General features: G+C 37.8%; 23 protein-coding genes and 2 other annotated features. Of the genes, 11 read left to right on the top strand and 12 right to left on the bottom strand.

Annotation, left to right across the window (positions count from 1 at the left end):
- Nucleotides 1-3: 3 nt before the first annotated feature.
- From AN964_RS21960 to murB, 3 genes are all read right to left on the bottom strand, one after another.
- The gene (locus AN964_RS21960; RefSeq protein WP_055741940.1) at nucleotides 4-666 is read right to left on the bottom strand and encodes a DNA alkylation repair protein; all 663 of its coding nucleotides are present in this window, start codon (nucleotides 664-666) and stop codon (nucleotides 4-6) included.
- A 64-nt stretch (nucleotides 667-730) separates the two neighbouring features.
- Nucleotides 731-2200 carry a thiamine pyrophosphate-binding protein gene (locus tag AN964_RS21955; RefSeq protein WP_055741939.1) on the bottom strand — a complete coding sequence of 490 codons (1470 nt, stop codon included), beginning with the start codon at nucleotides 2198-2200 and terminating at the stop codon, nucleotides 731-733.
- A 227-nt stretch (nucleotides 2201-2427) separates the two neighbouring features.
- A complete protein-coding gene (gene murB / locus AN964_RS21950) occupies nucleotides 2428-3342 on the bottom strand; it encodes a UDP-N-acetylmuramate dehydrogenase (RefSeq protein WP_055741938.1) in 915 nt (304 codons plus the stop codon).
- Nucleotides 3343-3658: 316 nt separating this feature from the next.
- Nucleotides 3659-3917, top strand: a binding site (T-box leader).
- Nucleotides 3918-3961: 44 nt separating this feature from the next.
- Nucleotides 3962-4396 (top strand) — a binding site (T-box leader).
- A 48-nt stretch (nucleotides 4397-4444) separates the two neighbouring features.
- Here murB and trpE point away from each other — a divergent pair.
- Genes trpE through trpA form a run of 7 tightly spaced genes read left to right on the top strand, consistent with a single transcriptional unit; the run spans nucleotide 4445 to nucleotide 10855 of the window.
- Nucleotides 4445-5881: an anthranilate synthase component I gene (gene trpE / locus AN964_RS21940; RefSeq protein ID WP_055741936.1), complete on the top strand. Its 1437-nt coding sequence runs from the start codon at nucleotides 4445-4447 to the stop codon at nucleotides 5879-5881.
- Nucleotides 5862-6458 carry an anthranilate synthase component II gene (locus AN964_RS21935; RefSeq protein ID WP_055741935.1) on the top strand — a complete coding sequence of 199 codons (597 nt, stop codon included), beginning with the start codon at nucleotides 5862-5864 and terminating at the stop codon, nucleotides 6456-6458. Before trpE ends, AN964_RS21935 begins: the two co-directional genes overlap by 20 nt.
- Nucleotides 6442-7467: an anthranilate phosphoribosyltransferase gene (gene trpD / locus AN964_RS21930; protein ID WP_055741934.1), complete on the top strand. Its 1026-nt coding sequence runs from the start codon at nucleotides 6442-6444 to the stop codon at nucleotides 7465-7467. Before AN964_RS21935 ends, trpD begins: the two co-directional genes overlap by 17 nt.
- Nucleotides 7468-8244 (top strand): indole-3-glycerol phosphate synthase TrpC, encoded by a 777-nt coding sequence (trpC, locus tag AN964_RS21925; protein WP_055741933.1) that lies wholly within the window; start codon nucleotides 7468-7470, stop codon nucleotides 8242-8244.
- A 19-nt stretch (nucleotides 8245-8263) separates the two neighbouring features.
- Nucleotides 8264-8869 carry a phosphoribosylanthranilate isomerase gene (locus tag AN964_RS21920; protein ID WP_340833181.1) on the top strand — a complete coding sequence of 202 codons (606 nt, stop codon included), beginning with the start codon at nucleotides 8264-8266 and terminating at the stop codon, nucleotides 8867-8869.
- Nucleotides 8866-10062 (top strand): tryptophan synthase subunit beta, encoded by a 1197-nt coding sequence (gene trpB / locus AN964_RS21915; protein WP_055741932.1) that lies wholly within the window; start codon nucleotides 8866-8868, stop codon nucleotides 10060-10062. Before AN964_RS21920 ends, trpB begins: the two co-directional genes overlap by 4 nt.
- 1 nt (nucleotide 10063) lies before the next feature.
- Complete coding sequence (gene trpA / locus AN964_RS21910) at nucleotides 10064-10855, top strand: tryptophan synthase subunit alpha (protein ID WP_055741931.1); 792 nt, start codon at nucleotides 10064-10066, stop codon at nucleotides 10853-10855.
- Between the two features lie 140 nt (nucleotides 10856-10995).
- Here trpA and AN964_RS21905 read toward each other — a convergent pair whose 3' ends face one another.
- The 5 genes from AN964_RS21905 to AN964_RS25785 all read right to left on the bottom strand — a co-directional run bounded on the left by AN964_RS21905 (nucleotide 10996) and on the right by AN964_RS25785 (nucleotide 16072).
- Nucleotides 10996-11202, bottom strand: coding sequence for a hypothetical protein (locus AN964_RS21905; RefSeq protein ID WP_055741930.1), 207 nt, complete (start codon nucleotides 11200-11202; stop codon nucleotides 10996-10998).
- Between the two features lie 12 nt (nucleotides 11203-11214).
- On the bottom strand, nucleotides 11215-12489 hold the full coding sequence (locus tag AN964_RS21900) for a helix-turn-helix transcriptional regulator (RefSeq protein ID WP_055741929.1): 1275 nt from the start codon (nucleotides 12487-12489) through the stop codon (nucleotides 11215-11217).
- 441 nt (nucleotides 12490-12930) lie between these two features.
- Entirely contained in the window at nucleotides 12931-14211 is a 1281-nt protein-coding gene (locus tag AN964_RS21895) for a histidine--tRNA ligase (RefSeq protein ID WP_055741928.1), read from the bottom strand.
- A 1460-nt stretch (nucleotides 14212-15671) separates the two neighbouring features.
- Nucleotides 15672-15866: a YfhD family protein gene (locus AN964_RS21890; protein ID WP_055741927.1), complete on the bottom strand. Its 195-nt coding sequence runs from the start codon at nucleotides 15864-15866 to the stop codon at nucleotides 15672-15674.
- A gap of 86 nt (nucleotides 15867-15952) precedes the next feature.
- Entirely contained in the window at nucleotides 15953-16072 is a 120-nt protein-coding gene (locus tag AN964_RS25785; protein ID WP_083489512.1) for a YfhE family protein, read from the bottom strand.
- Nucleotides 16073-16214: 142 nt separating this feature from the next.
- Between AN964_RS25785 and recX the strand changes: the two genes are divergently transcribed.
- A complete protein-coding gene (gene recX / locus AN964_RS21885) occupies nucleotides 16215-17009 on the top strand; it encodes a recombination regulator RecX (RefSeq protein WP_055741926.1) in 795 nt (264 codons plus the stop codon).
- 101 nt (nucleotides 17010-17110) lie between these two features.
- Nucleotides 17111-17434 (top strand): YfhH family protein, encoded by a 324-nt coding sequence (locus AN964_RS21880; RefSeq protein ID WP_055741925.1) that lies wholly within the window; start codon nucleotides 17111-17113, stop codon nucleotides 17432-17434.
- Between the two features lie 28 nt (nucleotides 17435-17462).
- On the opposite strand, the gene AN964_RS25780 is transcribed toward AN964_RS21880, so the two are convergent.
- The 3 genes from AN964_RS25780 to AN964_RS21870 form a co-directional block, all read right to left on the bottom strand.
- Nucleotides 17463-17618, bottom strand: a complete 156-nt coding sequence (locus tag AN964_RS25780; RefSeq protein ID WP_083489511.1) for a YpzG family protein — start codon at nucleotides 17616-17618, stop codon at nucleotides 17463-17465.
- Between the two features lie 255 nt (nucleotides 17619-17873).
- A complete protein-coding gene (locus tag AN964_RS21875; RefSeq protein ID WP_055741924.1) occupies nucleotides 17874-18038 on the bottom strand; it encodes a small, acid-soluble spore protein K in 165 nt (54 codons plus the stop codon).
- A gap of 113 nt (nucleotides 18039-18151) precedes the next feature.
- Nucleotides 18152-19135, bottom strand: coding sequence for a metal-dependent hydrolase (locus tag AN964_RS21870; RefSeq protein WP_055741923.1), 984 nt, complete (start codon nucleotides 19133-19135; stop codon nucleotides 18152-18154).
- Between the two features lie 585 nt (nucleotides 19136-19720).
- Here AN964_RS21870 and mutY point away from each other — a divergent pair.
- Nucleotides 19721-20821 (top strand): A/G-specific adenine glycosylase, encoded by a 1101-nt coding sequence (gene mutY / locus AN964_RS21865; protein WP_055741922.1) that lies wholly within the window; start codon nucleotides 19721-19723, stop codon nucleotides 20819-20821.
- Between the two features lie 268 nt (nucleotides 20822-21089).
- Nucleotides 21090-21722: a Vat family streptogramin A O-acetyltransferase gene (locus AN964_RS21860; RefSeq protein ID WP_055741921.1), complete on the top strand. Its 633-nt coding sequence runs from the start codon at nucleotides 21090-21092 to the stop codon at nucleotides 21720-21722.
- A gap of 64 nt (nucleotides 21723-21786) precedes the next feature.
- Here the strand turns inward: AN964_RS21860 and AN964_RS21855 are convergent, their stop codons facing one another.
- A complete protein-coding gene (locus AN964_RS21855; RefSeq protein ID WP_055741920.1) occupies nucleotides 21787-23205 on the bottom strand; it encodes a glutamate synthase subunit beta in 1419 nt (472 codons plus the stop codon).
- Nucleotides 23206-23310 lie beyond the last annotated feature (105 nt).

The following is a 23310-nucleotide window of genomic DNA, read 5'->3' as shown; positions in this document are numbered from 1 at the left end:
GTCCTATATGTATTTGCTCCCTTCTCTAATGCTTAGTTCTGGCAATGTATGGGACTGAATAAAATTTCTGACCGATTCAGGATTTGTTTTCGAATATTCTCTTAGTGCCCAGCCAATGGCCTTTTGGATGAAAAATTCTTTGCTGTCGGCATTGACTAAACAGTAACGGTAAAGAAGATCTGCATTTGTATTTGATTTATATTTTAGCTGAAAAAGAATAGCTGATCTTTTTAACCACATATTTTCATCAGTTGCCCAATTATCTATGTATTGCGGTATAATCTTAAGAAACCTGCTGGCAATTTCCCCGATGATGTGCGGTGCAATCGTATCGACTGTATCCCACCATGAATTCGTAGTAATAAGCTTTTGAAAAAATGGAATATGCTCGCTTGTAAATACTTTTTTATATTTTTGACAGTAACTAAGAGCTGCATAATGATATTCCCTTTCTTTAAAACTCCATAGTTGTTTTACAAAGTCTGGTGAAAATGGCATCTTATTTATTTCGGTTTCTGAAAAAAACTCCTTTAAAAGTTGATTTCGTTCGGGGGTCTTGATGCCCAGAAACGGTAAATGGTTCTTCATATAGCTTGCCATTGGAATGGCTTGCTCTGGATCCGCATGTTTTTCGAACTTGTCTACTAAGATTTTTATCTCCTGCATCGTTTTGAACTCCTGTTTTTTTCTTTCATCATACCGAAATATAGAAAATTAGCAAAATGCTTTTTTATTGGCTTGCCACTTTCTGTGTGAGAATTATAGCGTCCACAATTGAGCTTTTAAAACCGAAAACTTCTTCAATTTTTAAAACGGAATCGTTTAAAACGATGACGTCAAAGGAAAGTCCTAGTCGCTTCGCAGTTTCTAATTCTGCTGCGTTCGTTAAAAATCCTCCATCTCCTGTCAGACAAATAACCTGGTGATCCGGACAGGCTAATTTTGCTCCAATTGCACCGGGAAGGGAGATACCGATAGATGCTAATCCATTGGAGATAATTAATCTATTGGGGTTCTTTGGCTGAAAGGTGCGTGCCACTGAAACTTTATGGGAACCGACATCTGATATTATGATGGTTTTGTCAGTAGCGGCCATTTCCATAACATGCAATATATTCTCAATTGTAAGAGACAATGAAGCATAATTGGTATGATTCCAGCTTATATTGTAGGTTTTTTCCACGTGCATCTTTAAATTTCCAGACGGCATCCAGGTTTTAGAAGGGAGTTGGTAGGACTGAAAACTTTTCAACGTTTCCTTGATATTCCCGACTAATTCCAATTGAACGGGATAATATTCATCTACCTCTGCAGGTTCTGAATCGATATGAAGAATGGCGATCTTTTTTCTGTTCCATTCTTTTGGCAACCTTTCGTGTTGATCATATCCAATTACAATAAGCAGATCTGCTTCCTGTAACCCCGGTAAAATTTCATCCTTTTCCATAAAACCAAATGTAAAATAATTTTGTTCATGTTCTTTCGGTAAAATTCCTTTAGCCGTAAAACTATGTGCCACAGTTGCTTGCAAAGTTTCGGCAAATGCTAAAAATTCATCTGCAGCGCCGCCTCGAATGACACCATTTCCAACCAGGATAAAAGGCTTTTTGGATTGTTGGATGACTTGATGAGCGGATAAAAATACTTCATTACTTGGGATGAAAATAGGCTCAGGCGAAACGGGAAGCTGAACTGGCGGGATGGATTGAATGGCTAAATTTTCCGGGAGTTCAATTGCAACTGCACCGGGTTTTTCCAACTTTGCAATACGAAAAGCTTTGCGGATAATTTCAGGAATGGCGGAAGCTTCCTTAATTTGTACTGCCCATTTTGTAACGGAATCCATTATCTGTATGACATCAAGATATTGGTGGGAATGCTTATGCTGCCTCTCTAACCCTGCTTGACCTGTGATAGCAACTACCGGGGAATGATCAAGTGTTGCGCTTGCAAGTCCCGTTATTAAATTGGTTGCACCCGGTCCAAGTGTTGCGAGGCATACACCTGCTTTCCCCGATAATCTACCGTAAACATCCGCCATAAACGCTGCACCTTGTTCATGGCGAACGGTTATGTATTGAATTTGCTTGGAACGTGACAATGAATCCGCTAAATCTAATGTCTCATTGCCGACGATTCCAAATATATATTCCACTCCTTCATTTTCTAAACATTGAACAAAAACATCCGTTGCTTTCATGCGGTACCCCCTTGATAAATTTGGTCCCGGATAGTTTTTGATATTTGCAGAAAATTATAAGCACATCTAAAAGGAAAAAGCCCACAAAATTTGTGGACTTTGTACTATTTGTAAAGGAAGTATAAAATTTTCTAACCGATGCAATGAACGTTTCTACGCCAACATCAAGTAAAATTACATTTCAAATTTAACTCATCCGTACGCTAAAGCTGCGGGTTTCCGCATTTTTAATCTTCACCAATAATTTTTACTTCTCTTTCTAATTCTACATTGAATTTTTCTTTCACTGTTTTTTGGACATGGCGTATTAACGCAATATATTCTGAAGCGGTGGCATTATTTTTATTGACAATAAAGCCCGCATGCTTAGTGGAAACCTCAGCTCCCCCGATGCTTGTTCCTTGCAGTCCGCTATCTTGAATCAGTTTACCGGCAAAATAACCCGGTGGCCTTTTGAAGACACTTCCACATGAAGGATATTCAAGTGGCTGTTTGGATTCACGGCGAAACGTGAGATCATCCATAACTGCTTTAATATCTTCGTAATTGCCCGGTTTAAGTTGAAATACTGCCTCCATGACAATGTCGCGGTTTGCTGCAATATTACTTGTTCGATAATCAAGCTCTAAATCAGCAGCTGTTCTTTTTTGGATATCGCCATTTCGATCCACTACGATAGCGTAGTCGAGAACGTCTTTTATTTCTCCGCCATATGCTCCGGCATTCATAAACAATGCTCCGCCGACTGTTCCCGGTATACCGCAGGCAAATTCAAGACCGGTTAATTTTGCATCTAATGCTTTACGGGATGCTTCAATAATGGCAGCTCCGCTTTCCGCAATTAATTTATCCCCGTCCACTTTAATGTTTTTAAAACGATTCAAAAGAATCACGATGCCGCGAATTCCGCCGTCCTTCACAATTAAATTAGAGCCATTCCCTAATAAGGTAAAAGGAATTTGTTCCTTATTCGAGAACTTAATGATGTTTTGTAATTCCACATAGGTGGAAGGTGTGACAAGAAAATCCGCTTTACCGCCAAGCTTCGTATAAGTATGATTTTTTAAATATTCATCCACTAATATGTTTTCTTTTTCTACAATTTCAAGTAAGTTATTATAAATTTGATGAGACTCTATCATGATAATCATTCCTTTGACGTAATTTTCGAATAATCTATCTATATAAAGTAAGAAATTTTTTACCCCTTAAACAAGCATTATAACAGTTTTCCATCACAAATTTTAGTCCTACAACACAAATTCAAACATACTGTAATATTATATAGGCAAATGCTCATTTGGTGTCAGGCACCGCAAATGGACAAATCGATATTTTGTCCTTCTATAGTGGACAATAGTTCTAAAAATATTAGTAGAATAAAATTTCTTTCTCCTCTTGACATTCTATTTTGAACGTAATAATATAATTAACAATAAATTTAAAAAAACTGAAAATTATGCAGCGTTGAAGAAGAAGAGTAATCCTTATGGACACTTTAGAGAGCTGGTGGTTGGTGTGAACCAGTGTGAATGTATGGATGAATGGGCTTCTGAGCTTCCAAACCGAAACTAAAATTTGAGCAGTAGGCTTTGGCGAATGTCTCGTCGTTACAAGAGACGGATATTACGATCTTTCTATTAGATCTTGATATTGTCAAAGTGAGCTGTTTTGTTCAGCTAATAAAGGTGGTACCACGGGTCCTCTCGTCCTTTTCGGATGGGGGACCCTTTTGTTGTTTCTGTAAAAAAACTAAATATAGCGAACTCTATGATTAAGAGGAGTATGTTTTATAAAAATCGTTGCAGAGAGCCGGTGATGGTGCGAATCCGGTACGATGGGTAAGACAGAATGGACTTATGAGAGGTTTCTTGAACGAAAGTAGGGAAACACGGAATTCCACCGTTAAAAGGATAGGGTATCGGAAAGAACAAATGCGTAAGCGCCTTGCTCAGCGGCTTATGGATTTCGTAGTCGCAGGCTCGAGATAAAGGAAACACAGTGAGGTAGTTCACGAACAAGTGAAAATAGCACTACCATTTTCAACTGATGTTGACTTATCGTAGGGAGAAGACGGAGAAATCCACTAGCCGCTAGGCGCTGAAGCTAGACGAAAACAATCCCGTACCCGAAAAAGCGGAAGGAGTGTATTCTCCTTCAACATGAGGTGGCACCGCGGTATGAATCGTCCTCTATAAACTCAGGCAAATTGCGCTTGAGCTTATAGAGGACTTTTTTATTTTCATGACAAAACCCATTTTAAAAATTAGGAGGTTCCCAGCTTTGAATCCAAATTACAAAATCACGACATTTAACGGTGATACCCTAACACCAATCGCCATTTACAATCGCCTGAATGGAAAAAAGAAATTTCTGCTTGAGAGCTCACTTCAACATGATGAAAAGGGCAGGTACTCCTTTATCGGTATGAACCCATACCTTGAGTATAAAGCGGCTCATGACCAAATAACGATTATTTCAAAGCAGCAAACTCTAAGAGAACAGGGGAAACCACTAGAAGTATTGAAAAAATACATTCCCAAACTAGAGGCAGAAATACCCTTTCCATTCTATGGCGGAGGTGTTGGGTATATAGGTTACGATACCATCCGTCAATACGAAAAGATTGGGGAAATAGCAAACGATACTATGAAAATGCCGGATATCCACCTCATGTTTTATCAGGAGGCAATCGTTTTCGATCACGTTTCTCAAACCGTTTCGATCATTTTATTAAATGCAGATCAAAAACGAACGGATGATGAGCTCACACAAATAACAGAGCAATTGAAGTTAACCATATTCACTGCCAACGACATTGTGGAAACATCAACATCTCCTGCCAAAATGAATTTTACACCAACCAAGACAAAAGAAGAATTCATGGAAATGGTTGAAAGTGCAAAGAAACATATTCAGCAAGGGGATATTTTTCAGGTTGTATTATCTCAAGCCTTAGAAGGGGAGGTAACAGTAGAACCCTTTCAGTTTTATCGAAAACTGCGAAACGCAAATCCATCACCATATATGTTTTACATCGACTTCGATGACTACATTCTTTTAGGCGCCTCACCTGAAAGCTTGATAAAAACTAAGAGCGGGGAATTATCAACCAATCCAATTGCTGGAACCAGACCGCGCGGAAAATCTAAATTAGAGGACCGCCAGTTAGAACAAGAACTTCTTTCAGATGAAAAAGAACTGGCAGAACATAAAATGCTCGTGGATTTAAGCCGTAATGATGTGGGGCGCGTATGCGAAGCCGGCTCCATCACGATTCCAAAGTTTATGGAAATTGAACGGTACCAGCATGTTATGCATATCGTCTCTGAAGTAAAGGGCCGGCTAAAACCAAACTTATCCGGAATCGATGCTCTTGTTTCCTGCCTTCCAGCGGGAACGGTATCTGGGGCTCCGAAAATTCGCGCGATGCAAATCATCAATGAACTTGAAAAAAGAAAGCGCGGAGTGTATGCAGGAGCAGTAGGCTACATCAATGTGAACGGTGATATCGATTTTGCATTAGCCATTCGCTCCTTAGTGATAAAAGATAAAAAGGCCATTTTACAAACCGGTGCGGGGATTGTGTATGACTCTATTCCGGAAAAAGAATATGAAGAAACCATGAATAAAGCAAAGTCCCTATTGGAGGTAAACAGCTATGATCTTGTTAATCGATAACTATGATTCCTTCACTTATAACCTATATCAATATTTTCTGGAATTAGGTGAAGATGTTCAGGTAGTACGGAATGATCAAATAACGGTGGAGGATATCGAAGCACTCCAGCCGGAAGCGATTATTTTATCTCCTGGCCCAGGTGTACCGGAAAATGCCGGGATATGCATGGAGCTGATAAAAGCCTGTTATCGGGAAATTCCGATATTAGGAATTTGTTTAGGCCATCAGGCAATTGGGGCAGCCTTTGGAGCAGCAATCGTGCAGGCGGAAAATATTAAGCATGGGAAAACATCGATGATTTTACATTCCGGGCAAGGCTTATTCGAATATATGTCACAGCCGCTCGAAGTGATGCGCTACCACTCACTGGTGATTGAGGAGCAAAGCTTGCCTTTAGAAATCGAAGTGGTAGCAAATTCAATGGACGATAACGAAGTAATGGGAATCAAACATATTCGCTACCCATTGTACGGGCTTCAGTTTCACCCGGAATCCATTGGCACAAAATGCGGAAAAGCACTTATTCAAAATTTTTTACATGTTGTAAGGGGGCAAAGAAATGAGATCGTATCTTGAAAAAGTAATGGAGCACCAAAGCTTGTCTTATGAAGAAATGACAATGGCAGCTAATCAATTATTTTCAACGGATATATCGGATTCAGAAATGGGAGCCTTCTTAGCTGCTTTAAAAATAAAGGGGGAAACAGCTGAAGAAATTGCCGGTTTAGTAGAAGTCATCCGCGAAAAATCGCTGCAAATCGAACTGCCATTTCCATCCGTTATGGACAATTGCGGAACAGGTGGCGATGGATCAGGGAGCTTTAATATTAGTACAACATCTGCTTTTGTCATCGCTGGTGCGGGAATCAAAATTGCCAAGCATGGAAACCGCAGTGTCTCCAGTAAAACCGGCAGTGCGGATGTACTCGAACATTTAGGGGTGTCCTTAAACTTTGACCGTCATCAAATTGCGGAAATTCTTGATAAGAATGGAATTGCCTTTCTTTTTGCACCTAAGGTACATCCAAACATTAAGAGAATCATGAAGGTAAGGAAGGATTTAAAAATCCCGACGATCTTTAACTTAATTGGCCCTCTTACAAACCCTATTTCATTAGACACTCAGCTTCTCGGCATTTATCGAAGGGATATGCTCGAAATGATGGCACAGGTTTTACACCAATTAGGAAGAAAAAGAGCGGTTGTTTTAAATGGGGCAGGGTTTATGGATGAGGCTTCATTATCTGGTGAAAATCATCTCGTATTATTAAAGGAAGGAAAAATAACAAGCTTCACCTTAAATCCAAGTGATGTCGGTTTACCCGAATATGAAAATGAAGCAATTCGCGGCGGAAATTCAAAAGATAATGCCGATATTCTTCTTCAAGTTTTAAAAGGTGTAAAAGGAGCATATCGCGATACCGTGCTTCTTAACGCCGGGTTAGGTATTTTCGCAAATGGTTTGGCATCTTCCATTGAAGACGGAATTGCCTTAGCTGAAAAAAGTATCGATTCCGGAGCTGCTCTGCAAAAATTAGATTATTTAATCGAGTACAGCAAACATTTCGCAAAAGAGGTGATTTAAATGTCGTTTTTATCCAATATTTTAATCGAAAAAGAAAAAGAGGTTCAGTTACTAAAACAGCAATATCAACAGCACGGCCGAAGAAAAACTGAGCAGGAGAAATCAATGTATCAAACCTTCATGGAATCGAAGACCATGAATATAATTGCAGAAATAAAACGGGCATCGCCTTCCAAAGGGGAAATAAATGTAGGAATTAATCCTGTGGAACAGGCACAAGCATATGCCAAGTACGGTGCAAAAGCCATTTCCGTCTTAACAGATTCCGCCTTTTTTAAGGGCTCTATCGAGGATTTGGGTGCTGTAAGAAATGCTGTCGACTTCCCGATATTGTGTAAAGATTTTATTATTGAAGAAATTCAAATAGACCGGGCGAAAGAATATGGTGCAAATGTGATTCTTCTCATCGCTGCGGCGTTACCGAAGCATCGATTAAGTGAGCTTTATGAATACGCCTATTCGAAAGATTTGGAGGTTCTTTTAGAGGTTCACAATGAAACGGAGCTGATGATTGCTTTAGAAATAGGAGCTAATATCATTGGAATAAATAATAGGGATTTAAAAACATTTACCGTTGATTTAAGCGTAACAGAAAGGTTAGCAAAATTGGTGGACAGGGACGACATTCTTCTGATTGGGGAAAGTGGGATCCGAAATAGGGAGGATGTCGAAAGGATGATGCATGCTGGGGTAAAAGGAGTTTTAGTCGGAGAGACCTTAATGCGCTCGGATAATTTGAAAGATACATTAGCGGATTTAAAAATAGCATTCAACTAAGGGGCGTGTTTCTTTGGGAGTGAAAATTTGTGGAATTAAAACGATGGAAGCAGCAAAAGCAGCGGTTGATGCAGGTGCGGACTTTATCGGATTTGTTTTTGCGGAAAGTAAAAGACGAATATCGCCTGAGCAAGCGAAAAAAATGGCAGCTCACATTCCAAGCCATGTGAAAAAAGTCGGAGTATTTGTCAATGAAGATCAATCTACCATTCGCAAAATAGTTGCGCAAGTTGGTCTTGACTACATTCAGCTTCATGGAAATGAATCGCCGCAATTTGCTGAAAGTCTGCAATATCCAATCATTAAAGCATTTTCTTGTAAAAATTTTACACAAATAAATAACTATAGCTGTGATTATTATCTGATCGACGGTCCGAAAGCCGGCAGCGGGGAAACTTTCGACTGGACGGATCTCGAAATACTCGATTTGCCAAAAGATAAACTTATACTAGCAGGCGGTCTTACCGTCCACAACGTAAAGAACGCTATTTTAACTGTACATCCGGCAGCAGTGGATGTATCAAGTGGTGTTGAAACAAATCATGAAAAAGATCCAGAAAAAATAAAATCTTTTGTTCGAAATGCTACATTAGCATATCAACAATTAAAGGAGAGAAAAGAATGATTTCGAAAACATATCCAAATGAAAATGGCCGCTACGGTGAGTTTGGCGGAAGATTTGTACCAGAAACATTAATGACTGCAATACTGGATCTCGAACTAGCATATAAAGAGGCAATGGAGGATCCAGCATTTACGAAGGAGTTAGAATACTATCTTACTCAATATGTCGGCCGCGAAACACCTCTCTATTATGCTGAAAATTTATCAAAACGATTAGGCGGTCCGAAAATCTTTTTAAAAAGAGAAGACCTGAATCATACAGGTGCCCATAAAATTAATAATGCTATCGGGCAGGCATTATTAACAAAAAGAATGGGGAAAAGGAAGGTTGTTGCGGAAACCGGTGCGGGCCAGCATGGGGTGGCAACTGCGACAGCATGTGCATTGCTTGGGTTGGAATGTATTGTCTTTATGGGTGCAGAGGATATTCGCAGACAAAAGCTGAATGTATTTCGAATGGAATTGCTCGGTGCAAAAGTCGTAAGTGTTAACCAAGGAAGCAGTACTTTAAAGGATGCGGTGAACGAAGCATTTCGCTACTGGGTAAGTAATGTTGCAGATACTCATTATATTATTGGTTCTGTTGTAGGACCGCACCCATTTCCGCAAATTGTCCGCGATTTTCAAAGTGTCATTGGATCCGAGACGAAGAAACAAATCGTGGAACAAACCGGGAAATTACCAGATGCGGTGGTAGCATGTGTCGGCGGCGGAAGTAATTCGATGGGGATGTTCTATCCATTTGTAAAAGATACAGAGGTTAAGCTATTTGGTGTAGAAGCAGGCGGAGATGGAATTGAAACAGGCAAACATGCGGCGGCATTAACCGACGGGGAAAAAGGAATTTTACATGGAACAATGACATACTTGCTTCAGGATAAGGACGGACAGGTGAAGGAAGCCCATTCTATTTCGGCAGGCCTTGATTATCCTGGTGTTGGACCAGAACATAGCTATTTAAAAGAAATTGGTCGAGTTACTTATACATCCATCACAGATAAGGAAGCATTAGAGGCATTTGAAATCCTCTCCAGGACGGAAGGAATTATTCCGGCGCTGGAGAGCTCCCATGCGGTTGCTTACAGTATAAAGCTCGCTAAAGAAATGACGGAAGAAGAGACACTTGTTATTTGTCTATCAGGTCGCGGGGATAAAGATGTAGAAACCATTAAGAGTTTAATAGGAGGAGAGTAATATGGGGAAAAAGAAATTGTCGGATGCTTTCGCAAAGGTAAAGGAAAATAGTGATAAAGCATTTGTACCATATATTATGGCTGGTGATGGCGGTTTAAGCATTTTAGAAGAAAGGATTAACCTGTTAGAAAAACTAGGGGCAACAGCAATAGAACTAGGAATTCCGTTTTCCGATCCGGTTGCCGATGGGCCTACGATTCAAGCTGCAGGCATTCGCGCACTGAAGGAAGAAGTTACATTGTCTTCTATTTTACTAGAGCTGCAAAAGCTTAAAGGAACATATAATATCCCAATTGTAATCATGACATATTTAAATCCTATCTTTGCTTATGGAGTAAAGCGCTTTGCTGAGGATTGTACCAAAGCAGGTGTGGATGGGATTATCATTCCCGATTTGCCGTTAGAAGAGGAAGAGCTTGTGTCCTCGGAACTCGAAAAAGAGGAAATTGCCTTTATTAGGCTGGTCTCTATTACAAGCACGGAGGAGAGAAAAACAGAACTAGCAAACAAAACAGAAGGTTTTCTCTATGCTGTCACGGTTGCTGGAATTACAGGGACAAGGGATTCCTATCAGAATGATATTGGAGAATATTTATCCTCTCTAAAAGCAATTTCTAAATCTCCTGTGTTGGCCGGATTTGGCGTCGCTACTCCAGAGCATGTAAAACAATTAGGTCAGTATTGTGATGGGGTAGTAGTCGGAAGCAAGATCATTGATTTATTTCAGCATCATGATCTTGGAGGGATTCAAAAGCTGATTCAGGCTTCGAAATGCAATCCGGTTGTGGGATAAAAAAGGGTGCATGTCAGCTCCGACATGCACCCTTTTTTTTAGTAAATTACCGTAAGTACCATCAGCTAGCGGGGATAACTACCACGCTGTGACGACGAAATCCTTACGCTAGAGCTTCGGCCCTAGCGTATTTGTTCTTTTTATGCATTAATAATGAATCGAGTTTTGACAGGTGGTGGAAAGATAGGAGGGAAGCTCTCTCCCTCAGCTAATTTATGGACAGAATTTACATTTTTTCCTCCATTAATAGGTTCTGCAAATGAATGTGCTTTTCCATTTACAAACAGACCTCCAACAACTAAAGAAAATGTTAATGTACAACCAACTAATGCCTTTTTCAAATTCATCTCGGATTCCTCCTAAAAATTAATTATTTTTTCATATGCTGAATTTGCAATAGCAAAAGATGTAGCGGCTGATTTGTACTCATTTCTTTCTTGATAGTAGTCTCCTAATGTTTTTGCAAGAAGTACAATTCTTTGATACATTTTGATAGATTCGAAATATGGAATGGCCTCATTCAAAATAAAATCTTCGAAGCCAGGCGGATAATCATTTACTATATATTGATAAAACCTCAATTCAATCATTTGCTCTTTATATATTTCGGTAAATTGTTCATTGGATTGAAGTAAGTCCAGCCCTTCATGGAGCCACTTCTCAACTTGTTCCTTAAAGCCAATTTTATGGTATTCTTTGATTATATTAATGATTGTATTAATTTTATCTTCATTTATAGAAGGATTACTTTGCTCAAAGCTCTTCAGATAATGATCAATTGCTTCCTCTGATTTACCTAGCTTCGCTTTTAAATATCCTAAGTTATTTTCAACCTTAATGAGGATATCTATATAATTGGATGAAATAGCAAGCTGTCTGGCAAAATTATAATGTTTTTCAGCTTCCTTATAGTCTTGCATTCGGCGGTATATTACCCCGAGCATTAAGTGGCAATCGGTACATCTTCTCATTTGATAGCATTGTTGAAATATGGACAATGCTTCATCCATATGAAAGATAGATAGAGTGTTTTTATTAAGTCTGCCGAGTGTAAGGCCATACATGTAAAAAAGGTCAGCCTTTTCAATGTTGTAAAGTTCTTTTACTGATATTAAATAGTTTTTCGCATCCTTAAAGAATGGTTCTGCTTCAAGATATTGCCCTTTTAGATAGAAATAATTCCCCCGATATTTTTGATAGGAGAACTTTAAAATATCAGGCATATCATTTTGCAATGGAATAAAGAAATCAATGATTGTTTTTGCCGCTTCCAGGTCGTTATGAATTAAATGGTAGCGAATCAGATAAATATTATAGGTCATCACCACAAAAATATCATTGCTATCAGATATTCTTTCTTTAATTCTTTGATAATAAGCGTCTGAGTTCTGTGTGTCGTTTAGCAATAGGTAACGATTCCATTCCTCAAAAAGCTGTGCTAGATCATTATTTTGATAAGTCATAAACGGGATTTCTAGTTTGTCGCAAAGTTGGCTTAATAGTTCAATTGGTGGAGTATGATCGTTGTTTTCTATAGATGAAAGGTAAGGAACAGTAGTAATATCTTTGGCTAATTCTTCTAAGGACAAATTCTTTTGTAGACGGTAATAACGGATTCGAGTTCCAATGCTCATAAATTTTAACTCCCAGCTTCACTATATTTACATTATAACCCTAATATACGAAAAAATGGAATAATTCTTTTGTCCTAAAATATTGAAATTTGCAAATTTTTGTTACGAATCATACAGTAAATAGAAATATTCCATCTCTTTTTGTTCTATTATGATAGATTCTGTCTAATTCTTCAAGAAATTCGTAGGGATTTTATGCCATTTTTTGAATTTTATTTTCAAGATATATCCACGAAGTTTCTTTCCGAGAATTTAATTTACTTTTCTACAATTGAGTTATTTATCCATAATTTATACACAAGACTATTCATAATTCAGAAAAGGAGGAGGAACTTAGTCATTATCGCCACAAATCACCTTTTTTCAGTGAATTATTCGATTTAATTCCCTAAATTCCTCTTTCCGTTTTACAAAAACTTATTAAATGTAATCTTGGTCCGTTTAATAGGTAAAAGCTTCTGCTTTTTCTTCTCCAGTTATCATATCTTTAACTTTATATTGATTTCTTTGCACTTCTGCTTCTCCAATAATAATAACTTTCCGTATTTTATCTCTATTTGCTTTGTCCAATGCTTTTCCAATTTTTTTGTTGCCCATTTCCACTTCAACCTTAAAGCCTTTATTTCTTAAATCCCTCGCGACTAATAATGACTCCTTCCATGCATTAAGCGGAATGACATAATAATCGACAGAAGAAGCATTCTTTTTTATTTCGTCCGCTTGTAATAGGGCAGTGTAAATAACATCTAAACCAAATGAAATTCCAACGGTTGAAACCTTTTCGTTTGTTCCTAATAATCCACCTATTGCGTTATCGTATCTTCCTCCGCTGCCAATGCTGGATTTTAAAGTTTTATCCGTCATGAAAATTTCATAGATGGTACCTGTATATATTTCCAAGCCCCTTGCTAAAAATGGGTTAAAGATGCATTTGCTCGTAACCTTTAAATAGTCTAGATACGTTTCAAGCTCCTTTAGCTCATCTATTCCTGATTGAATGAGCGGATTCAATTCAGCAAACTTCTCAAAATAGGAATAGTCCGTATTATTTTCATTTGTTAAAAACCCTTTGATCGACTGAACCGTTTCGGTGGGCAGCCCTTGAGCAGCCAGCTCAGAGACAACGGCTTCCAAACCAACCTTTTCAAGCTTATCAAGGATTAATACTACTCGATTGATTTGATTAAAAGGTGTCTTAAAAGCTTGGAGCACACCGGTTAATAGCTTGCGATTATTGTATTGAATCGTAACATCCATATTTAATCTATCAAAAGCATCCAGTGCCATTATCATTAGCTCTGCTTCTGCTACCTGTGTCTGAACTCCCACAATATCTACATCACATTGTGTAAATTCCCGAAGCCTTCCAGTCTTAATTGGACCATCCCTAAATACTTTGCCAATCTCATATCTTTTAAAGGGCATTTTAATAGTTGGATTCATTGCTACTACTTTTGCGAATGGTATTGTTAAATCATACCTTAATGCTAAGTCCCTATTCCCTCTATCTGATAATGTATACATTTCCTCCAATATTTCAGCCCCGCCGCCATATTTAGAAGCAAGCAGCTCCTCATAATTTAATATTGGCGTTTCTAACGGTTGACACCCATATTGAATGAAGACATCCTCCAGATTCCTTCTAATCTTGCGACGAACCTCTTCCGCCACTGGTAAATAATCCTGTGTTCCCTTTACATTTTGATAATCCATTTTTTTCATTTTTCCAGCCTCCAATAATGTAGAAATAAATAAAAAAACCGCACAAGATTTAAGTGTTTATACTTAATCCATGCGGTTTAATGAGAAATAGCCTTCCTATTTGCGATTATTAAAAAATTCGAATAGCAAGGCTAATTGATATGATGATGGAATTGTGAAAATGCAATACTATTTTTGAAAATCAGCATTTTATTTCACCTCGAATTTCCCATTACTTTATCATACCTGCATTTAGATATCAATAATGATGTTGAGAAATTTTTATTACTTACTTAACCTTAAAAGTAAGTATTTTAGTCATTACTTTTTTTGTTCCTTTTTGGCGAACATCTACTGCGACTTTATTATATGGAATTCCACTATACGTTTTCTTGCTTGAATAATTTTGAACTGTGTCCCAATAAAATTCATTGTAAACTCGTAACTCCCTTTTCCTTTTGCAGTAAAATGGATTTTCGCCAGATTTTTAGGGATTATCATTTGTTAGCCAAAGTTTTTCTTATTAATAACGATTGATAAATTCCGTTAAAAACATATCTATTCATTATTAGGTGCTTATTTATTGATTCAGATGGTAATAGGTCAACTTATACTTCTTTTAAGAAAAATTAAAGGCAAGTGGTATTACAATGGCGATGATATTATCAAACATAACATTTCAATTGCTTGAAAACATTATTTAAATTTATATTGACCTTTATAATGCCTCGTGGGATTAAAAGGGTCAATATAAACTTCATAATTATTATCTTGATGGGAAAATATATGCTCTTGTGCAATTTGGAAATATACATTATGGAGGAATTTTTACGAAGAAAATTATAATTTTTGGCATTTTAGCATCCTCTGCTTATTTATAATTAAATGACCAGTTCTTCAACTAAACGCAAAGACAAATCAATTTTTGACAAAGAACGTCACTGCTAAAATCACCAATTATTTTTAAATAAGATGTGTTGTCCTTAAACGAAGTAAGCTAGAAAAAGGAAAATAAGCGGAAATCTTCCTGTTAAATGCAGAAGGAAGATCGTTTTTGAGTAAATAAGAGGAGATTTTCCGATAATGCAAAGTAAAATCTCCTAATTTGGCATTTTTCGAGACAATAAGCGGAATCTCTCCGTCTAATTATGCCTTTTTTTTTAATAATTACGATTTAAGCGGAATTTTTCCGTCTATTTATTGGATGGGGTGCTTGACCTGTTCCCTAACATAAACATAGATAAATCTAATAATTGATTACATAATTTGCAACGTTTTGGGTGTGACCAATAGCTATTGCCCACTTGTTAAAACCTGTGCTACATCTGTCGTATTTAAACTTAATAATCCTTGTCATAATAAGAAAAAGAAGCAAGCGGATTTAAATGCTAATCCGCTTGCTAAAAACTCTTGTTCTTTTTTATTTTTCTACCTCTAAACCGAACTATACTACTTAGAGAAATTTCCTACACTTTAACTTTTTACTTATTACGTTTATTATTCATTCTCACACGCTGATTAGCAGCATTAGCGCGAGCCTGTGCTTCTAAATCAGCTTGATCTGCTAATTCTTGAGAAAATTCTACATCGTTGCCGTCTGATTTTAAATTCTTTGGTACTTGTGGAAGTGAAGCTTTGTTTTTATCACGTGTTTTATGACCATGCGAGCGACCCATGTAGTTTTCCCCTTTCAAAAATGGGAGTTACGGAATCATCCGTTCATAGATAGAATGTGCATAATCATTCGGATTCAAACAGGAAGTTATTTACGGTTTTCTTCAAATCCACCAGCACGATCTGCTTTCCGAAATTCACGGGAATAAGTAACAGCCTGCATGCTTGAAAGATTGCTTTTCGTTTTAATCTTTTTATCCTTTGCCACATTTCTCATCCTTTCGGGTATAGTTTCAGTACTATTATTTCCTTAATTTAGGTAAAAATACTGTGAGTTGTAGAGGAAAGTGATAAAATAGGATTAACATTTAAAAAAACAATCTATCCATATAAGGAAGGTTGAGATAAACATGCCAATCATAACAAAAATTACAGTTCAAAAAAATCTTTCAGACCGATATAACATTTATCTTGATGAACACTATGCTTTTAGCGTTGATGAAGATGTATTGACTAGGTTTCAATTAAGAAAAGGGAAAGAGTTATCGGAATTAGATTTAACAGAAATTCACTATGAAGATGAAATAAGAAAAGGGGTTAACAGTGCCATCCAGTATCTTTCCTTCCGAATGAGGTCGGAAAAAGAAGTGGAGGAGCATTTAAAGAAAAAAGAATTTAATGAAGAAATTATTAAAGAAGTAATACATGCTTTATATAAAATGAATTATTTAAATGACTTAGAATTTGCTGTGGCATATGTACGGACACAAATGAATACCACTAAGAAAGGTCCGGAGGTAATCAAATTAGAGTTAAAAAATAAGGGAATAACAAATGACATGATCGAAACCGCTATTTTGGAATTTAAGGATGATCACGTCTTAAGCTCTGCTATTTCACTTGCTGAAAAAACGGTGAAACAAAATAAAAAGATTCCTGAAAAATTATTACGTCAAAAAGTGGAACAAGCTTTAATAAGAAAAGGGTATACAAAAGAAATAATAAAGGAAGCAATGACACAAATAACTTTTGAACAGGATGAGGATGCAGAACGGGAGATTTTAGAAAGTCATTGGTCCAAAGCACACAGAAAATACGAGCACTTGGAAGGGTTTGAGTACGAACAGAAAATCAAACAAGCTCTTTACCGTAAAGGTTTTCAAATAGAACAGATAGAGAGATTTTTAAGTGAAAAGGAGTTATAATGTTACAATAAGCATGTTGTTTGGTTAGGTGAAAAATCAACACTCTATAATATATATAGCAACATTGTTTTAACCAAAACTTAAGGTGGTAAGTCAATAAAATGGAAACTGAAAAAAGATACAGCGAGATGTCCGAATTTGAATTAAAGACAGAAATCGCCAGGCTAACGGAAAAGGCTAGAAAAGCAGAGCAGCTTGGAATTGTGAATGAATATGCGGTTTTAGAACGGAAAATAACAATGGCAAAAGCGTATCTTCTCAATCCAGAGGATTTTAAAGCTGGTGACGTGTATCAAATTGAAGGTGATCCGGGAGTTTATTTTAAAATCGATTATATAGATGGTGTTTTTGCTTGGGGATATCGTATGAGCGGGGGAAAGCAGCAAGAAGCATTACCAATTTCACTTCTTACACCATTAAAATAAAGAGCCAAAAGGCTCTTTATTTTTGGGCTTATGACTGTTTTCGCGTCTGATGCTCTAAAATAATTAAATCCTGTGACATCTTTGTTTCCCCATTTATTTGAGAATGGGCATGTTTTGGGGTATACCACCCGCGATTAAATGGACTAGCGGTTCGATTACGGTGAGTATTCAGCGATTTTCCCATTGCAAAAGCCCCTTTCCATTTTTCGCATTTTCTTCAACTGTTTATTCCGATTGAAACACCAGCTCTAAAAATGGTCATATCTAGCTACAGCGCCTATCGGCTAGTGAATTTCTCCGTCTCCTCCCTACGATAAGTCAACATCAAGTGAAATTTGAAGTGCCAATTTCACCAGCTCGTGAACTACCTCACTGTGTTTCCTTTATCTCGAGCCTGCGACTACGAAATCCATACGCTAGAGCTGCGGCGCTTTCGCTTTTAAATGGAATCAGATTTGCGATTACCTGACGCATGCATTCGCTCTTGTGGATGGGTATTGATCGTACCATCCGCGCGTGTAGATGCAAATTCTGCTTTTGCCCTAGGTTCACCCTCGAATTTATTATCATTTCCATATGGAAAACCTTTCGCTTTGTTTCGCATAAAAAGTTCCTCCTATATGTTAGTCCAGTACGTGAAAGAATCCAATCACGCATTAATAGTATGACTGATTTTTCATGAACATATGATAAAGAACCTGTTGAAATAGATGGAAGCTAGTGCGGAGCAACATCTAATTTTTTTCTTAATTTGTCCTTATTATAAATCCAGCCGGTGTAGGAACCTGTAATATTTAAATCCTCATCTAATTGGACGATTGCTACAAACGGATAGTGCCCTTTGCTTCGATAGCGTAAATCAATAAAGCGAACCTCATAAGAATGATCGTTTTTCTCCTTAACCTCCCATCTGAAAATAGGGGAGAAGGATAAGAAAGCAGAAAGGTTTTTATCCTTTTTGGCGGCTTCAATTTCTGGTGTTTGCGGCACAGGAATCTTTTTATACGTATCCAAAATCGTAATATCACGTTTGTAGGCTTTCCCTACATAAAAGCTATCATCGGTCTCCACAACAACTCTCCATTTATAATAACGCATGGTGGAAGCGACGATTATTTTCTTTGCATCTGGAATTTTCGCCTTTACCGCTTGCCGAACGGATCTTTGTTCTTGGAACCGAAGCAAATAATAAAAGAGAATGATGATATACATGGTTAAAAAGGTATATCCTGGGTGAAGACCAAATCCCCATAAAATGAGTCCGACTACATGGATACCAAAAATAAATGGATCAAATGTATTAATCATACCAAATGCCACCCATTTCATGGACAGGGGACGAACTGCCTGGGTACCATAGGCATTAAAGATATCTACAAAAACATGGAGGAATACAGCAAGAAAGGTCCAAAGCCACAAATGAAGCATATTGGCCCCCGGAATGAAGAGATGAACCAGTAAGGAAACTAAAAGCGGCCATAAAATAACCGCAGGAATAGAATGCGTAACTCCTCGATGATTACGTATATATACTGCATTGTTTTTAAATTTTAAAACGGTATCGATATCAGGTATTTGCGAGCCAATTATGGTTGCCAATAGAACACTATGTGTATTAACAGCATCTCCGGCAACGACGGGGTCTAAGGTGGCTAAGCCGCCTAAGGCAAACCCCATAACAAGGTGTGTTCCTGTATCCAATTCTATTTCCTCCTTAAGAAGGCGTAAAAAAGAGCTTTCTGTCGTTTGCAAAATTTTAAATTTAACTATGTGGATGACTTTTTTTAAAATTATTTAATAAGTATAGACTCTGTCTAGCTCCAGCGCCTATCGGCTAGCGGATTTCTCCGTCTCCTCCCTACGATAAGTCAACATCAGTTCGTGAACTACCTCACTGTGTTTCCTTTATCTCGAGCCTGCGACTACGAAATCCGTACGCCGATGAGCAAGGCGCTTTCGCTTTTCTTATAATGACTTTTCGCTTTTCTTAAAACATGATATGGTAGTAACGGTACAAAGGTAATGGAAAAACTGATATATCTGTATAATTGATAAAAACGACTAGATTAATGCTTTTCTTTGAAGAAAAGTTTCTTATCATTTAATTATTTGAGTTTAGTCTTGTCTGGCGTAAGTAGCCATCAGCTAGCGGGATTCTACGTCTTCTGAAGAACAACGCCGTGTTTGCGTTTGTCTCGTCGAAAACTACCAAATCTGTACGCTATCTTATTTAAATTGGACAACCTGTCCTTATTATATTCCTTTTTAGAAAGTGGTTTAACCCTTATGAGTGAAACTTTAAAAAATCTTAAGAATATGAACGTAAAATCATTTCAGGATGATTTAATAAGCTGGTTTGAAAGAGAGCAAAGAGATCTTCCTTGGAGAAAGGATCAAGATCCTTATAAAGTTTGGGTTTCTGAAATAATGCTGCAACAAACAAAGGTAGATACAGTTATTCCGTATTTCTTGAATTTTATTGAACAATTTCCCACACTTGATGAGCTTGCAGCTGCAGATGAAGAAAAAGTTTTAAAGGCATGGGAAGGCTTAGGTTATTATTCCCGTGTACGCAATCTTCACTCAGCGGTCAAAGAAGTGAAAGAAAAATATGAGAGCAAGGTTCCTGATAATCCAAAAGGAATATCCAGTCTTAAAGGTGTTGGGCCATATACGGCCGGAGCAATTTTAAGTATTGCATATGGAAAGCCGGAGCCTGCCGTTGACGGAAATGTCATGCGTGTGCTGTCAAGGATATTATCGATATGGGAAGATATTGCAAAACCATCCACTCGGAAAGTGTTTGAAGAAGCAGTTCGTCAGTTAATTTCAGAGGAAAATCCCTCCTATTTTAATCAAGCATTGATGGAATTAGGAGCGCTGATCTGTACTCCGACATCACCTTCATGCTTACTTTGCCCAGTTCGCGAGCATTGTTGCGCTTTTGAAGAAGGGACTCAAGGTGAGCTGCCGGTTAAAACAAAGAAGAAAAGTGTAAAGCACGTCGATCTTATTGCGGGGCTTTTAATAAATGAAGAAGGCAAAATCCTCATTCATAAAAGACCGAACAAAGGACTTTTAGCTGATTTATGGGAGTTCCCTAATGTTGAAAAAAGCCAAATCGTCCATCCAAGACGGGTTTTGGAGGACTTTCTTTTAGATGAATATAAAGTAAAAGGTGAAATTCAAACAAGATCCTTTGTGAAAATAGATCACGTATTTTCCCATTTAACCTGGGAAATTGAAGTATTTGCGGGTGAAATCATAGGAAAAGTAAATGAAACCGCGACATTAAAATTAGTGACAGCAGAAGAATTGGCCGAGTACGCGTTTCCTGTGTCACACCAGAAAATATGGAAAGAGTATCAAAATACAATAGAAAAATAGCAGGCAACCGTTGCTGGTATTAAGGAATGCTCTTTTCTTAAACTTTGTTGCTTTTATGTTGATGACGGCTTTATAGTCCCTAACTTAATAAGAAAGGTCTTTTCCCTTTACTTTGAATCACAGGCAGATTACCTGTGATTTTTTTAATGACCAAAAAATTCATAAGTATAGAAGGGAAAATTTGGGCCGAGGTGTAATAAAGATAGTAGAACATCAAGTAAAACACTGTATTCTCGTTATTTATATAACATGAAGGAGGGATTTTAATATGCAATATGGACCTGATCCTAATGCAATCTACCCCAATGAAGCAATTAAAAGTATATGCTATATTAAAAACGTTGTAACACGCTCGAATATTATTGTCGGTGACTACACATATTATGACGATATAGACGGTGCTGAAAAGTTTGAAGAGCATGTCACACATCACTATGACTTTATTGGAGATAAACTGATTATCGGAAAATTTTGCGCAATAGCAAAGGGCATTGAATTTGTGATGAATGGTGCAAACCATAGAATGCACAGTGTCACTACCTATCCATTTAACATTATGGGCAATGGTTGGGAGAAATCGACTCCAACACTGGCAGACTTACCCCTTAAAGGTGATACTATCATTGGAAACGATGTGTGGATCGGTCAAAATGTCACTGTAATGCCCGGTGTGCATATTGGTGATGGAGCAATCATTGCGGCCAATTCTGTCGTTGTAAAAGATGTTCCTTCTTACCATATTGCTGGTGGTAATCCCTGCAAAATAATGAAAAAAAGATTTGATGATGAACTCATTGACTATCTCCTTACTATTAAATGGTGGGATTGGCCCGCTCGTAAAATTTTTGATAATCTTGAAGCTTTATGCAGTGGGGATTTAACAAAAATGAAGGAAATTTAAGAGTTCACTATAAGCAAAATGGGAAGTCGAGAATAAGAATTCTTGGCTTCCCATTTTGCTTTTATTAACTATACAAATAACGATTTATTTCCTGCGCTGCTTTTTTTCCTTCTTGCATGGCCCAAACAATCAAGCTTTGCCCTCGTCTTGCATCACCTGCTGTATAAATTCCGTCATGATTTGTTTTAAAATCAACATCATTTGCGGATATTTTGTTTTGTTTTTTCTCGATATTGGGAAAGGTATCAGTTACACCATCAAAACCGATAGCAATAAGTACTAGATCTGCCTCCCAAAAACGGCTTTCCGTCTGATCATCCACTAGAAAAGAGGTTGTTTCTAGGCTTTTTACATTTCCATTCTTGTCGCCATGAAATGCTTTTGTTTGGATAAAATACTGTCTTGGGTCCATTCCAAACTTGCTTTGTGCTTCTTCGTATGCATAATCCAATGTAAATACTTGAGGATTCTCCGGCCATGGATTTGTTTTGGAACGAGCGGGTGGAAGCTTCCCATGCTTCCCGAACTGAACAACACTTTTACAGCCTTGGCGAATAGCAGTTGCAACGCAGTCAGCACCTGTATCCCCGCCGCCGATTACAATAACCTTTTTATCTTTGGCGTTAATACTAGGAATATATTGTTTATTAAGATGATGCTTTGTACTTTCCTTTAAGTATTCCATTGCAGGATGGATACCAGCTAGCTGCCGGCCGGTGATATCAAGTTCACGAGGTTTGTCAGCACCAGTACAAATTAAAACGGCATCATAATCCTTCCTTAATTCTTCTAAGGAAATATCAACTCCAATATGAGTATTTCCTTTAAATACGATTCCTTCCTTGCGAAGCAGCTCAATTCTGCGTTCAACATATTTTTTATCTATTTTCATATTTGGAATGCCATACATCAGCAGGCCGCCAAAGCGATCATCTTTTTCGAATACAGTGACATTATGTCCTAACTGATTTAAATCATCTGCCGCAGTAAGCCCGGCAGGACCTGATCCAATTATTGCAATTTTTTTAGTGGTTCTTTTACTCGGTTGTTTTACGTTTACCCAGCCTTCTTGAAAAGCCCGGTCAATAATGGCTTTTTCGATGCTCTTAATCGTAACAGGCTGACCTGGCAGACCGGCAGTGCAAGAACCTTCACATGGAGCTGGACAAGCCCTTGAAGTAAACTCAGGAAAATTATTTGTCTTTGCCAGCCGTTGATAGGCCTCCAGCCATTTTCCTTGATAGGCAAGCTCATTCCATTCTGGTATTAAGTTATATAATGGGCATCCGCTGGTGCTTGAATTAATAAGAGACCCGATTTGACAAAAGGGAGTCCCACAATCCATACAACGAGAGGCTTGTAGTTTTATAGCATCCTCCGAAAGCGGTTTTTGATACTCTTGCCAGTGCTTAATCCTCTCTAGTGGATGCTGTTCAGCAGGGTTTTCTCTTTGGATGTCGATGAATCCTGTTAAATGCCCCATAAATAATTCACTCCCACGAAAATTTTTAAAGGCTCTTTTCTTAAACTTTGTATTGAAAAGAAGCCTAGAATTCAAAACAAATTCCGAAAAGCTACGAAGCTGCCT

The sequence above is a fragment of the Heyndrickxia shackletonii genome, from assembly GCF_001420715.1.
GTDB classification, from domain to species: domain Bacteria; phylum Bacillota; class Bacilli; order Bacillales; family Bacillaceae_C; genus Margalitia; species Margalitia shackletonii.
Note: the sequence above shows the minus strand (reverse complement) of the source record. Positions and strands in the feature narration are given on the sequence as shown.

What these genes read in the sequence shown, in the direction of transcription:
- trpE (WP_055741936.1), top strand. Translation starts at nt 4,445, where the DNA reads ATGACAAAACCCATTTTAAAAATTAGGAGGTTCCCAGCTTTGAATCCA.
- AN964_RS21875 (WP_055741924.1), bottom strand. Translation starts at nt 18,038, where the DNA reads ATGCGAAACAAAGCGAAAGGTTTTCCATATGGAAATGATAATAAATTC.
- AN964_RS21895 (WP_055741928.1), bottom strand. Translation starts at nt 14,211, where the DNA reads ATGAAAAAAATGGATTATCAAAATGTAAAGGGAACACAGGATTATTTA.
- AN964_RS21955 (WP_055741939.1), bottom strand. Translation starts at nt 2,200, where the DNA reads ATGAAAGCAACGGATGTTTTTGTTCAATGTTTAGAAAATGAAGGAGTG.
- AN964_RS21860 (WP_055741921.1), top strand. Translation starts at nt 21,090, where the DNA reads ATGCAATATGGACCTGATCCTAATGCAATCTACCCCAATGAAGCAATT.
- trpB (WP_055741932.1), top strand. Translation starts at nt 8,866, where the DNA reads ATGATTTCGAAAACATATCCAAATGAAAATGGCCGCTACGGTGAGTTT.
- AN964_RS21905 (WP_055741930.1), bottom strand. Translation starts at nt 11,202, where the DNA reads ATGAATTTGAAAAAGGCATTAGTTGGTTGTACATTAACATTTTCTTTA.
- AN964_RS25780 (WP_083489511.1), bottom strand. Translation starts at nt 17,618, where the DNA reads ATGGGAAAATCGCTGAATACTCACCGTAATCGAACCGCTAGTCCATTT.
- murB (WP_055741938.1), bottom strand. Translation starts at nt 3,342, where the DNA reads ATGATAGAGTCTCATCAAATTTATAATAACTTACTTGAAATTGTAGAA.
- mutY (WP_055741922.1), top strand. Translation starts at nt 19,721, where the DNA reads ATGAGTGAAACTTTAAAAAATCTTAAGAATATGAACGTAAAATCATTT.
- AN964_RS21900 (WP_055741929.1), bottom strand. Translation starts at nt 12,489, where the DNA reads ATGAGCATTGGAACTCGAATCCGTTATTACCGTCTACAAAAGAATTTG.
- AN964_RS21890 (WP_055741927.1), bottom strand. Translation starts at nt 15,866, where the DNA reads ATGGGTCGCTCGCATGGTCATAAAACACGTGATAAAAACAAAGCTTCA.
- AN964_RS21880 (WP_055741925.1), top strand. Translation starts at nt 17,111, where the DNA reads ATGGAAACTGAAAAAAGATACAGCGAGATGTCCGAATTTGAATTAAAG.
- AN964_RS21855 (WP_055741920.1), bottom strand. Translation starts at nt 23,205, where the DNA reads ATGGGGCATTTAACAGGATTCATCGACATCCAAAGAGAAAACCCTGCT.
- AN964_RS21935 (WP_055741935.1), top strand. Translation starts at nt 5,862, where the DNA reads ATGATCTTGTTAATCGATAACTATGATTCCTTCACTTATAACCTATAT.
- AN964_RS21960 (WP_055741940.1), bottom strand. Translation starts at nt 666, where the DNA reads ATGCAGGAGATAAAAATCTTAGTAGACAAGTTCGAAAAACATGCGGAT.
- trpC (WP_055741933.1), top strand. Translation starts at nt 7,468, where the DNA reads ATGTCGTTTTTATCCAATATTTTAATCGAAAAAGAAAAAGAGGTTCAG.
- recX (WP_055741926.1), top strand. Translation starts at nt 16,215, where the DNA reads ATGCCAATCATAACAAAAATTACAGTTCAAAAAAATCTTTCAGACCGA.
- trpA (WP_055741931.1), top strand. Translation starts at nt 10,064, where the DNA reads ATGGGGAAAAAGAAATTGTCGGATGCTTTCGCAAAGGTAAAGGAAAAT.
- trpD (WP_055741934.1), top strand. Translation starts at nt 6,442, where the DNA reads ATGAGATCGTATCTTGAAAAAGTAATGGAGCACCAAAGCTTGTCTTAT.